Source organism: Saccharolobus solfataricus (assembly GCF_900079115.1).
In the GTDB taxonomy this organism is placed as follows: Archaea; Thermoproteota; Thermoprotei_A; order Sulfolobales; family Sulfolobaceae; genus Saccharolobus; species Saccharolobus solfataricus.
In genome coordinates, this window is sequence record NZ_LT549890.1 from 1,787,552 (window position 1) to 1,800,433 (window position 12,882).

A 12,882-nucleotide genomic window follows, 5' to 3' on the forward strand; every position below is an offset into this window, starting at 1 on the left:
TTATACCCTTTTCTCGTTTATAAATTTCACCTTATTTCTAGCAATTGATATATGTTTACACTTTCCTCTAATTGCAAATCCCTTACAACTGCACGAATAGTTAATTACCCTTTCTTTTTCATCATACACTATTCTTATTAGATAAGACTCTAATGGGTTCCTCTCAGATTCCACGATAAAGTAGTAAGTATTTTTACTCACTCCAATTAAGTATGGGTACATTCTAATGCTTCTTTCTTAATAAAGAATTAGATTCAGTTCACTGAAAGTATTATCCATTGAAGATGGGAAAGTATTCCTAAGATTTTATATGTTTTAACTCTTTTAACTCATGTTAGATAAGTTTATAAATTAGAAGCAATATATATAGATAGGGTGAAATGTATGATAGGTCTCAAAATTAGTCACAAAAAAGATGATAAAAGGAATGATCATTCCGTTATTAACACTCCCATTACTTACGACATGGCAAGGCTCCCAGAGGAGTACTTAAGAAACGAGTTCCCAGAAGAATGGCGCTCATTGCAAAAAGAAAAGAAATCATATTATAGTTGGATCTGGTATTCCTAACCTTAACTGAAACCTTTTTAATTCCTAATCTCCTTCTAACTCATTCTTTTTGAACGCTTGTTATTTAGAATCTATATTTCTGAAAATTAGTTATATTCTTCTCTTAATAGATTAATCCTTTTCAGTCTTATGATATTACCTTAAGTTATACTTAAGTTATAACCGTAAAGTATATTTAAGAGAGTAACATAAGGATAACTTGAAGAAATATGGCAACAGTAAAGTTCAAGTACAAAGGAGAAGAGAAGCAAGTAGATATAAGTAAGATAAAGAAGGTATGGAGAGTAGGCAAAATGATAAGCTTCACCTATGATGAGGGTGGAGGAAAGACTGGTAGAGGAGCTGTAAGCGAGAAAGACGCTCCAAAAGAACTACTACAAATGTTAGAGAAGCAAAAGAAGTAAACTAATATAATTTTTAAGGAGTAATAAAAGCTAAAATTCCTTTTTGTTTTTACGTTCACTTTTTGATAAGTTATGAAGTCATTTGTATAGGATTTATGTTTAACAGCGTTAGTTTCTAAAAGCCACTCGTGATGACAATCTTCATGCTTATGAACCTTAACCTAATAAACTATTTCGACTTCTTGATAAAGATATTAATAGTGGTACTTTAGGTAGACATACCTTGAATTCCTTTTGCCTTAAATAATTACGCAAATTCTATTCAAGAAGATTTCAATAATCATAAATACTAAAAATGCGTAGACTAAATATTGGATATCTTGGATAGAACTAACTTAAACATCGTACACATCATTTTCACAAAACTGCTTTTATAGCACTAAATATATATCGTATCTCCCTAAAAGGAGTCTAGGAAACTATAAGGTATTTACGGTACACCCCTAAAAGCGATAAATGAAATTAAGTTTCTTAACAATCTCGTTCTTATGCTTTCTGATTTATTGAGCATTTTTCAACTGAATTTCTATATTATTATATCTTTATTTCAATTAGTCTCAAGGTGTTCAATTTAGGTTTTTGATACCTCTTAACTCTTTATGAAAAAACTCAACAACCTCCCAAAGCATTGTTCTTAATAAACTTTATATACAGAGTTAGTGAAACATATTACTTTGAATGATTAGAGTGGCCAGGACTGAAAAATGTGATGACATGTTTTTAATATGACTTAAAGCTCCTACCTAACCAGTAACCTCTTTGTATAGCTTTACCAATACTTGGCTGATCATCGACAATATCGTGTATCTCCACATCAAATTTGATACTGTTGCTTTCCTCTATAAACTTCACACCTACCTCACTTAACTCCTTTCTTAACAAGTACTCCCTAGTTCTATCCAGCCCCTTAAAGGACCTCTCAGTCATGTAAACTTCGTTATATTTGGCCAATTCGAAGGCATAGTCGTGATAAACGTAAAGGTTAGAATCTATTAGTACTTTCTCCCCCTTAACATCTGGCATTTTAGGTATTTCATAGTCCGGTATAGCCATTATACAGTCAGAACACTCCATCTTAACGTTAAGCTTAATCTCTACATTAAGTCTCCTTAACTCTCTCTCGTAGTAATCAATTAACGCTTGAAACTCATTAACCTTCCAAGGATCTCTGTAAAGTAGAAACTGCCCTCCCAACTTATTGTTTTGTTCATATAAGGTTACTGCAAAGCCCCTTAAGGCCAAAACCCTAGCAGCTTCTAAACCCATTACTCCCCCACCCACCACAGTAACTTCTCCTCTACCCTTCTCTAGCGGGGGCAGTAGCTCCCAACCTAACTCTGGATTAACATCACATCTTACTTCCTTATAGACAACTCCTCTACACGACTGATTACACCTAATACATGGCCTTATTGGCAAATCCCTTTTAGCTTTCTCAAGCCAATAGGGATCAGCTAATAATTGTCTCCCTAACACAACGACATCGGCAATTTCTCTGGCCTTAATCGCATCTTGTGGAGTTATTATAGACCCAACGAGAAATATTGGAATCTTGACCGTATCCCTCACTACCTTCGCCTCCTCAAGGAATGATGTTCTCTTATAATAATATGGCATGCTAGAACCTAAAGGACCATCTCTTCCAGCTGATAAGTGAATGTAATCTATTCCAGCCTTTTCTAACCTTTTACCTATTTCAGCCACAATTTCTGGAGTTAAGCCCCCATTGTCGAATTCGGTTACACTGATCCTTATACCTACAGTGATTCTAACTTTTTCCCTTATACCCTTGAGGATTTCCTCAACGAACTTTACACCGTCTTTGTATTCATCACCCCTTTTGTTAGTTGCAGGGGAAAGGAATTGTGCGATTAAGTATCCGTGAGCTCCGTGAAGTTCTATTCCGTCAAATCCAGCCCTCTTAGCCCTTATTGCTGCGTTTATGAAATCGTTTTTAACCCTCTCTATATCCTCTTTAGTCATTTCCCTTACTTCGTCCATTATTGGAATTGGTGAAGGAGCTATGGGTTTGTTACCCCAAATTATATCCTTCCTAGTCTTCCTGCCAACGTGAACTAACTGCACGAAAATCTTACTTCCCAAAGCGTGAATTAACTCAGTCAACCTCGTAAACTTTGGTGTTAGCTCATCTGAATACATCCCCAATTCGTTAACAGACCCCCTAGCATCTACGTGGTTAACGTAAGTGTACTCCGTTATTATTAACCCAACTCCTCCCTTAGCTCTCTCAGCTAAGTAAGCTATATGAGCATCGCTCGGGTAACCCTCAGGTGTACCTAGATTGCTAATCATTGGTGACATGGCTATTCTGTTCTTTAAGACCACATCACCAACTCTTATTGGAACCAGTAGCTTCGATAGATCCATGAAACTTATTAGAATGTGATAGTTAAAAAGTTAACTATAAGGTTCCGTATTTTCCTAGAATTACTAAATTTCAAATTAATATAATATATAAAGAGAGCTCTATTTAGCTAATAAGTGTTATGAAGATTTCTCGTATAAGAAATTTCCAATACTATCATAAGTTGTGTCGACCTTTGATAATTTAAATCCCTTACTTCGTAATAAATCGTCTATATTTCTCTCGAATTCCTTCCTAACTTCTATCAAAATTTTATCAGTTACATCTAAAGTATTCATGGCTCCTTTTAATACTTCCAACTCTGCACCCTCAACGTCAACCTTTAATAGATTTACCCTCTTTAAGTTGAGAGAGTCCAAAGCAATTGCATTAACGACAATCTTATTGCCCTTGTTATTATAGGCTGAAGTCATATCATTATTAGCAAATAGTTCGATTTTACCAGATCTACTCCATACCGCATTATTGAAAAGTTTAACCTTGCTTTCTATCTCGTTTTCCTTAACGTTAAGCTCTAGGATTTTAAAGGAAACAGGATTGGGTTCAAAAGCAATAACATTTGCACCCCTTATTCCAGCCCTTATGGTATATGAACCTATATAAGCTCCGACGTCAACGAATATCATATCCTTCTCGAAGCTAATCCACTTCCTAACCTCTGGTTCATTGTGAAGCAGTATAATCCAAATATCGTGGACAAGGTTTTCCTTCCTTACGTACCAATACATGCCATCATATTTTACCTTTAACAGTTTAGTATATCCTTCATTTATTTTAGGAAATCTGTTAAAATATCTCAAGTTAATGTAAGTTTTTAAGTAGATATAATATAAAAATAATCCGGATGAAAAGCCTAAAGGTTTAACCTTAAGGTATTCTTTAAGTGATGGAGGTTTAGGTTTTAACTCCTCTATCCTCAAATCAGATCAACCTCTTCCATTAACTCCCTTAATCCTTAAACATTAATTTTTTTTTTTCACCGACAAAGTCTTATTAACATCCCACGAGTCTAACTTCAATGGTAATTAAGGTGGAGAAAGTCTCCTTCCGTAAGGGTGAATAGCCCCTTAACCTATATAGATTAAAATCTCACGGTTACTATTCATCATAAGCGGAACTTGTAAAAGATGATAGAGACGACAATCGTTGATACTTTAGCTCCATTTATTTCTGAGATTATCCGCTTCCCAAAATCTCATACAGTTGGTTAAGATTCTCTACAAACTCGTTATTCTCAATCAAATTCTTTACTACTTGTACTTTTACTTCAAGGAAGGACATAATTTTATCTTGATTCTCTACCGCATCATCTAATAGTTCCTTTTCACTCTGCTTAGATTCGGACGAGATACTATATCTTGTTATCGTATTTAAAGGTTCTAAGTAGGATGTTATAAGAATCAAGTCTAAGAATTCCTTTATGAATATATCTACCATTATAAATGAGAAATTTACAACGTAAGGGTTTTCTACTAACTTTTTAAGTTGCTCATTATTAAGCCCTAGTTTCTCACATACTTCTAATTCTCCTCTAACGCATCTGCCAATTAACGTTTCGATATTTAATTCGAAAAAATTGATCTTTTCGCACTCTTTAATAATATTCCAAAGTTTTTCCCATCTTTTATTCTTAGCGCTACTCGTGATAAAGTCTTCTACTCCTTTAAAACATTTAGCTATATCGACCATTTTGAGGTATTTCCTATAGTTATGTTGAATAATTTCCAACAGCTTAGATAGGTTAGAGGCTTTTGTTCATAAATTCAAGGTAGTTGGAATCATCTATAATGAAATTTAGTTGAAAAGTATCTCGATAAAAATAACGAGACTTTTAGATTTTGTATTTCGTTTAACTAGAAACTTTTTGACTATATTGGAAAATTCTATTCATTTTCATAGATTAATGTTTAAGTTTTAATGAGTAAAAAACGATTAGTAAGATATGAAGGAAGAAACTAAAGTTCCAATCGCGGTAGTGACAGGCTGGGATAAAAACGTTAGAACACGGTACCTTACTTAAGGACGAGACGCTAAAGTTAATGAGGGAGATAACGTAACCTTAACCCCAACATTGACAATTCAAGAGTTAATATTCAAAAATGGTAAACAGATTGGAGTTGATGAGTAGAGACTTCAAAAGATCATTTCCGTAAGGGAGAGTATTGCAAATGTTGTTAGAAAGGCTAAGGAGTATGGGGTTGTGATAATAAGCGGTACTGATCTGGGCTTTGAGACCTGATTTGGAAGAGATTGATATGGGGAAGAATAGGATGGAGACTGTGTTCCTTGTTGAAAGAGGAGGACTGTCTCCAGTTGAGGCTTTAAGAGTTTCAACTTATGACGCTCGAAATAGCTATTGGAATCAACGTTGTTGGTATAGAGATTGGAAGAGATGCTGACATCATAATTATTAATAGCGATCCTACGCAAAATGTGAGGAAATATCTAAGGTAACTCGTGTAATTCAAAGCGGAAGATTGGTAGTGAAGAATAAGTTAATTAAAGATTAAGTTTATCTTCTCTTTTTATAAAGTCTTTTAAGTTTTGAATGTATAGTTAACCTATGGTGAGTTATGAAGAAGTTAGAAGGAGTTTTTCATGGAATGAGGTAATTAAATTTTTAGATAAGAACCCACTAGACGTGTTGACTTCTCACGATGGCATAGCAATTAAAAGGTTCACTAAGGACGTTGTAGAGGACATAAGCTTCTCAGATCTTAAAAGAAAGGCGTTAAGACTTGCCTTATATTTAAGAGAGTTCCATGACGTTAAGAAGGGAGACGTGATAGCTGTATTGGCTTCAAAGAAAATAGAACAAGTTATAGTACTTTTGGCAACGTTCTCTCTGGGAGCAATTTATCAGCCATTATTCACTGCATTTGGACCGGAAGCGATTAAGATGAGGACTAGGGATGCAAAGCCAAAAGTTATCTTTTACCAAGATGATCAAAAGGATAAGGTAAGTGACGCGATACCTTTCTCCAAGTTCGATGAATTATTAAGTTATGGTGAATTGAAGAATATTGAAAAGATAAATTGGGATGACCCAATAGTTTTACTATACACTTCTGGTACTACTGGAGCGCCTAAAGGAGCGCTAATCGCTAAGAGATTATTACTCAACACTTATGTTTACATGAAATATGGTATAGGTATTAGGGATAGTGACGTATTTTGGAACCCTGCAGATCCTGGATGGGCTTATGGATTGTATTATGGTATAATAGGACCACTGATGTTCGGAAAGACCGTTATTTTCCTTGACGAGCCGTTTAACCCGGAGAGGACAATGGAGTTTATGGAGGAGAAAAAGGTTACTAATTTTGCCTTCGCACCCACGGCATATAGGATGATAGCTGGAACGATTAAGAGGAAATATGATTTAGTATTAGAAAGAGCTAGTTCTGCTGGTGAACCACTTAACCCAGAAGTTATAAGATGGTTTATGGACAATTACAATGTTACTATCAAAGATCATTACGGACAAACCGAAGTTGGAATGGTTGTTTACAACGGCTGGGGATATGAAACAAAAATAAAAATAGGGAGTATGGGACTACCAGCTCCCGGTTATGAGATAGATGTAATAGAGGATACTATAGCTGTCAAAAGGGATTCACCGGGTTTTCACTTCTTAGGATATTTAAATAATCCTGAGAAGACCAAGGAGTCATTTAGAGGCGATTGGTACTTAACCGGTGACAACGCGTATAAGGATGAGGAAGGATATTTCTGGTTTGTTGGAAGGAAGGATGATGTGGTTAAGGTATCCGGTTATAGGGTTGGACCATTTGAAGTTGAGAGCGTACTTCTAGAATTTCCCGCAGTACTAGAGTCGGCTGTTGTTGCCGACGAAGATCCAATACGGGGACAGTGGTGTTTCACCAAATTATTTCATTTGAAAGATATAATATTAGTCCTTTCAAAAAGAGATTGATATAGAGAAAAACAATAAAATTATTATGAAACATAACATGTTAAAATAATTTGCAAAAAATATAGCGTACAATTCTAATAATAAGAGGAGAATTCTGAATTTTTCTCACGTGGTGAAAACGACGTGCATAGTCTCCTCTGAACACCGAGAAAGTTAGAGAAGCTTGACGAATGAATCGAAGGACAAAACCTTCTTACACGTGGACTTGAAGTTAAAGAGAAGATGATTCACTAGATTCCACGCAGAATCCAGAACCGTGTAATAGAGGAACAAGAAGATCTTATTACTCAACTTCCTAACATACCTTATCCTTGCCTTCCTAACCTTAAAACCCTCCTCAACCTGCCACCTCAACCTATAGAGTTCAGCCAGTTCATAGGGATCTCCCTCGAAGTTCGTCACGAAGATGAAGTGCCTCGGCTTCCCCTTAACGTAAACCACATCGTAATAATAAAGCCCTTCAAATTCCAAGACCCTATACGCAACGTAAACCTTGTCCTTAACCTCATATCTCTTCTCAACTAATGGAACGTTAGATAGTTCCTTGAATCCCTTCAAGTTCGACTTTCCTCTCACAATGGTCTTCACGGGCATTTCCTTGATGACCCCTAGGTTCAAGAATCCGGCGTCAGCTACAACGTAATCTATTTCCATGTATTGGCTTACTTCCCTCACGCTCCTGAGTAGGAACTGTGATGGACTGTCGCTTCTCAAATCTGCTACCTCCACTAGGAGGGGTAACCTTAAGGGATATACGAGGTCCAAGGATCTCATCTTTACTCCTTTTCTCTTCCAGTTGTAGAGTAGAAAGCCCTCTGCTTTTTCTTGTTCCTTTTCTCCCACGGTTAATCCGGTCTCATCTACAGCGACTACGTTGATCTCTCCCTTTACTTCTCTGTAGATTGGGTAGAACTTGAAGGTTCTCTGACCTTTACTAATTACTTTCTCGCCTCGTCTTACTACCTTCAAGTAGTATTTTCCTCTGTTTCCGGTTAGCAAGGATGGTGCTGCTTTCACTATTTCCGGGTCTAGATCTTGAGAGATAACGTTAATATTGTTTGTTGCTAAAGTTATAGCGAGGGACTTCAGCTCCGTTTTGGGTAATATCATGGTTTGCATAACGGAGTTATGGAGTCCCTCGCTTTAACCTTTTCTTGTTCATCTCGTCCTTCCACCTACTTTCCTCTATTGATAATACTAGACAAATGGTATTACTCTTTATATATAAACTCGTTTTCTGTTAGTTTCTTCAACAAATATGAAAATTTTTTGCTTCTTGTGTTGAAATAAGCCGATTTTTCTAACTCCGCTCTGATATTTTTCTCTTCCATAGAAATTGTATCATTTTGAGTAAAATTGGTGAAACACCACTGATACGGGGACATGTATTACACGCTTATATTGTACTTAAAAGTGGATATACGCCTAGTGAGGAATTGAAGAAAGAGATCATTAATTTCGTTAATAGCAAATACTCTAGACATGTACATCTTGAGAAGGTTGATTTTGTGGATAAGCTTCCTAAAACCGAGAGCGGTAAAATACAGAGATATTTATTAAGAAAGAAATAAAAATCCTTTAATTTGCCTTATTAATTTCGTATATGCATTATGTTATTCTCTTTTTCTCTAAACCTAAGTATATCATTAAACTCAAAAATAGTCCTAAATACCAGCCGTAGTCGTATAGCAAAGCTAACTGAGGAACTAGAAACCCTATTACTGGAACAGAAAACCCTATTACCATTGCAATTAATGCATTAATATTATAACCCGATACATACCAATACCTTCCATTTGGCTTAAATAGCTCTGCTAGTTTAATTTCAGTTTTTTCTAAAATCCAGTAGTGAGCTATCATAACTCCAGCGACAGAACCTAGTCCAGCACCAATTAAATTTATTACATTTTCTATACTTGAAGCATTGTTATACCATAACCATGGTGAGTAGAGTAAACCTAGAATTGCAGACACAATAGCAGATTTTGACCAAGTGTTTAGTCTCTTCGGGAATAAGCTTATCAAATCATAAACGGGTGATACAATGTTTGCGGCAACGTTTACTGAGATTGTCGCAATAACAAGACTAATTCCAAGAACTAACGTTATGTAAGGATTATTAGTAAATAGGAACATTATATTAACCGGATTAACGTAATTAATCGCCTCACTACTTGGAATATTGTAAATGTAAATTACTGCAGACGTTAAACCAACTGCTATGAAGCTGAAAAGCAACGTAAGTATAGGCAGACCAATAGCTTGTCCTATTAATTGATCCTTTTGGCTTCTAGAGAATCTCGTAAAGTCCGGAATGTTCAAGACCAAAGTTGCCCAAAATCCCGCCATTGTGGATATCCCTAAGGCTATATTAGGTAACGAAACGTTACTGGCCTTTATTTGAAACAATGGTGATAGGCCATTTGCAAGGGTAGCTACGTGAATCATTAGTCCCCCTAAAATTATTATTACCAAGGGACCAGCAATTAGTTCGAACTTCTTTATCTCATCCATTCCTTTAAACAAGACTAATACATTAAGTAACCAAAAGAGGAAGAACGAAAGCGCCATATGGAGTGGCATTCCTAAGAGGTTTACTGAGAACGTTGACCATAATGGGTAAAAGATTGAGATGAGAGCGTCTAAAATTAGACCACCGGCATAGGTCTCAACTGAGAACCAAAACAATGCTGAAATTGCCCTCATTATTACTGGTATTCTAGCACCCCTTATTCCAAACATTGGTCTAATTGACGAGGGAAATGGGACTCCCCATTTTACACCAATGTGCCCATTTAAATATAACGCTATTAGCAAAGTGAAATATGCTATTGCAATAACAGTTAAGGCTATTAGCGGACCGAACTCAAACGTTAATAACCCAGCAAGCATGAATGCAGGGACGTTATGAATCATCCCAGCCCATATTGTAGTGTAATTTACCCATGTCCACGTTTTTGAGTTTTTAGAGAGGGGCGCTATATTTGGATTGTAGTAGTTGTCTGGTACTACAGCTCTTCCTTGATTATATTCTGTTAGGTCCAAATTAACGTGATTTATTTCTTGATCTGACATCTTTCAGTATTGCTAAAGAGCGGTATATAAATTAAACTGATTAAAAGGTGAAGTATTTTTAATCTAATTATGAACTAGGAAATACCAAAATTCTCCAATATTCTTTAATTATATTTCCCTAATTTACTAGAATTGACGTAATTAGATAAGAGGGAAAAGGACTTATATGGTATTATATATACATTATTTATGCAGTATGTTTTTTGACATATAATAATTCTGAGAAAAAATTGAGAATCGGTACTAGTTCATCTCTCCATAGGTTGCCAGTTTATTAAGAATTCTATCGCACATTTGCGAATTACGAAATCATTACTCATTAAACTGTACGATTACAGTATGCTTCTTTAGATGTAACTATAAAAAGACCTTTCTTAGTTCGTAAATAAATGGTATGACAAGCGTTACCAACTCAGATAAGTTGCTAAGGAAAGAGTTAAGTCTCTTAGATCTGACCTTTTTATCTTTAAGTGCAATGATAGGTTCAGGTTGGTTACTAGCTTCCCTAAGCGTAGCATCCTTAGCTGGACCTTCTGGAGTTTTCTCTTGGACAATAGCTGGGATAATGGTAATGTTTATAGGGTTAGCTTACGCCGAACTCGGAAGTTCTATACCTAAAACTGGAGGGATAGTAAGATATCCATTTTATTCCCACGGAAGTTACACCGGATTTGTCATAGCGTTCCTATATCTTCTCTCGGCGATCTCTACACCTTCTATAGAGGCTTTGGCAACGATTGAATACTTGACTAGTGTGAACCCTACTTTGAGTAAATTGCTTACTAACTCAACAGTTGTTAACGGCACACAAGTTACTGTATTAACGCTTCCCGGATTACTTCTTTCAATCCTTCTATTATTTATCTATTTCGTAATAAATTATTATGGCATAAAGATCTTAGGGAAAACGAACTCGGCTATAACAGTTTGGAAGCTGATCATACCGGTTGTTACATTTATATTACTATTTTTTGCATTTAAATCAAATAACTTTACAAATTATGGAGGAATATTCCCACAAAGTGTTGCATCTAATTACGTAGGTCCAGTTGGTATGCTGTATGCGATACCCTCGGCTGGGATAATTTACTCATATTTAGGGTTTAGACAACCAATAGAGTACTCTGGAGAGGCTAAAAATCCAGAAAAGAACGTATGGAGAGCCATAATTCTCTCAATAGTAATTGCCATACTAATTTACACTTTCCTACAAATAGCCTTTATAGGTGCAATAAATTGGGAATCTGCTAGAATAACCCCCGGCAATTGGTCAGCATTGCTAAATAGTAAGTGGGCTAATAGTCCATTTTACAGCGAGCTGGAAGCTGAGGGCATAGCAGTGACTGGAGCCTGGGGATACGTACTATTAATAGATGCAATTCTATCTCCCACTGGAACTGGATTAGTCTATACTGGGACATCAGCTAGAACGCTTTATGGCCTATCAGCAGAAGAATATTTTCCATCAATATTTAAGAAATTAAATAGCTATAGGATTCCTATATGGTCCTTGGTTGGATCCTTAATAGCAAGTATAATATTCCTACTTCCGTTTCCAAGTTGGTATTTGTTAGTTGGATTCAACTCCTCAGCTACCGTACTTACGTATATTATGGGTGGAATAGGTTTACAAACGTTGAGGAAGACTGCTCCCGATTTAAAGAGAGGAATTAAGATACCATGGGCAAGTCTAGTAGCTCCAGTAGCTACAATAGTTTCATTGTTAATAGTGTATTGGGCAGGGTTTACAACATTGTTTTATATCGTATCAATTTTATTTATTGGAATTCCAATCTTCTGGGTAAATTATGCTGTAAAGGTTCTAGGACTAAAGAAGTGGGTTGGTGTTAGCTTGGGAATAACACAGCTAATTGTAAATATCGCATTAACCATTTTTGGTTATTATAACCTAGTTTTGAATAACGATAGTCCTATGTTATACTTCGTTTTATTCATATTGATGGAATTGGTGCCCTTGGTAGTAGCTTATCTAACTATAAACGATAATGGGAAAGTACACTTGAGGAGTGGATTTTGGCTTATGGGCTTAATTTTTACAATTTACATTATTAGTTATCTCAGTGAGTTTGGACCATTGGGTAGCTCTGCTCCTATAGAATTTCCTTATGATATTGCAATAATTTCGATAGTAGGTCTAATATTCCATTATCTAGCAGTTTTAAGCGGTTTCAGAACCAAGGAAATAGAGGAAATTATTGAGGATCAGAAGGAGAGAAGAGATTAATTGAAATAATGCTATTACGAATCCTAATGAAAACTTTTTAATCAAGAAACTATACCTTATTTTAGATCGATAAATCACACTGAAATAATGAAAAGTAGAAATTATTTATTATAATGGCTTGGACTTTATAAAACAATTTTCAAAAACACATAATAACTAAAAATCATTTATTACATTTTGCTAGCATATCAATTAATAAATTCCTTTTTTATATCGTTTTGACTTTTTCACCTAAAGAAAATTGTGAGTTAAGAAAATTTTAAAG

Annotated in this window: 10 protein-coding genes and 2 pseudogenes; 6 read left to right on the forward strand and 6 right to left on the reverse strand. The window is 35.6% G+C overall.

Annotated features, from left to right (window positions below):
* Positions 1–222, reverse strand: coding sequence for a hypothetical protein (locus tag SSOP1_RS09590; RefSeq protein WP_009992019.1), 222 nt, complete (start codon positions 220–222; stop codon positions 1–3).
* 162 nt (positions 223–384) lie between these two features.
* On the opposite strand from SSOP1_RS09590, the gene SSOP1_RS09595 reads away from it, so the two are divergent.
* A complete protein-coding gene (locus SSOP1_RS09595; RefSeq protein ID WP_014511720.1) occupies positions 385–570 on the forward strand; it encodes a hypothetical protein in 186 nt (61 codons plus the stop codon).
* Positions 571–779: 209 nt separating this feature from the next.
* A complete protein-coding gene (gene ssh7a, locus SSOP1_RS09600) occupies positions 780–974 on the forward strand; it encodes a chromatin protein Ssh7a (protein ID WP_009992021.1) in 195 nt (64 codons plus the stop codon).
* A 720-nt stretch (positions 975–1,694) separates the two neighbouring features.
* On the opposite strand, the gene SSOP1_RS09605 is transcribed toward ssh7a, so the two are convergent.
* From SSOP1_RS09605 to SSOP1_RS09615, 3 genes are all read right to left on the reverse strand, one after another.
* The gene (locus tag SSOP1_RS09605; RefSeq protein WP_009992022.1) at positions 1,695–3,362 is read right to left on the reverse strand and encodes an oxidoreductase; all 1,668 of its coding nucleotides are present in this window, start codon (positions 3,360–3,362) and stop codon (positions 1,695–1,697) included.
* A gap of 117 nt (positions 3,363–3,479) precedes the next feature.
* Entirely contained in the window at positions 3,480–4,280 is an 801-nt protein-coding gene (locus SSOP1_RS17695) for an FkbM family methyltransferase (RefSeq protein ID WP_009992023.1), read from the reverse strand.
* Positions 4,281–4,536: 256 nt separating this feature from the next.
* Positions 4,537–5,049 (reverse strand): hypothetical protein, encoded by a 513-nt coding sequence (locus SSOP1_RS09615; RefSeq protein WP_009992024.1) that lies wholly within the window; start codon positions 5,047–5,049, stop codon positions 4,537–4,539.
* Between the two features lie 290 nt (positions 5,050–5,339).
* On the opposite strand from SSOP1_RS09615, the pseudogene SSOP1_RS09620 reads away from it, so the two are divergent.
* Positions 5,340–5,870, forward strand: a pseudogene (locus tag SSOP1_RS09620) (amidohydrolase family protein); the annotation flags it as partial.
* Between the two features lie 53 nt (positions 5,871–5,923).
* The gene (locus tag SSOP1_RS09625) at positions 5,924–7,297 is read left to right on the forward strand and encodes an acetate--CoA ligase (RefSeq protein ID WP_010923641.1); all 1,374 of its coding nucleotides are present in this window, start codon (positions 5,924–5,926) and stop codon (positions 7,295–7,297) included.
* A 153-nt stretch (positions 7,298–7,450) separates the two neighbouring features.
* On the opposite strand, the gene SSOP1_RS09630 is transcribed toward SSOP1_RS09625, so the two are convergent.
* Complete coding sequence (locus tag SSOP1_RS09630) at positions 7,451–8,416, reverse strand: transposase (protein WP_063492824.1); 966 nt, start codon at positions 8,414–8,416, stop codon at positions 7,451–7,453.
* A gap of 254 nt (positions 8,417–8,670) precedes the next feature.
* Here SSOP1_RS09630 and SSOP1_RS09635 point away from each other — a divergent pair.
* Positions 8,671–8,868 (forward strand): annotated as a pseudogene (locus SSOP1_RS09635) (AMP-binding enzyme); the annotation flags it as partial.
* 37 nt (positions 8,869–8,905) lie between these two features.
* On the opposite strand, the gene SSOP1_RS09640 reads toward SSOP1_RS09635, so the two are convergent.
* The gene (locus SSOP1_RS09640; RefSeq protein ID WP_009988993.1) at positions 8,906–10,372 is read right to left on the reverse strand and encodes an NCS1 family nucleobase:cation symporter-1; all 1,467 of its coding nucleotides are present in this window, start codon (positions 10,370–10,372) and stop codon (positions 8,906–8,908) included.
* A gap of 394 nt (positions 10,373–10,766) precedes the next feature.
* On the opposite strand from SSOP1_RS09640, the gene SSOP1_RS09645 reads away from it, so the two are divergent.
* Positions 10,767–12,617 (forward strand): APC family permease, encoded by a 1,851-nt coding sequence (locus SSOP1_RS09645; RefSeq protein WP_009988995.1) that lies wholly within the window; start codon positions 10,767–10,769, stop codon positions 12,615–12,617.
* Positions 12,618–12,882 lie beyond the last annotated feature (265 nt).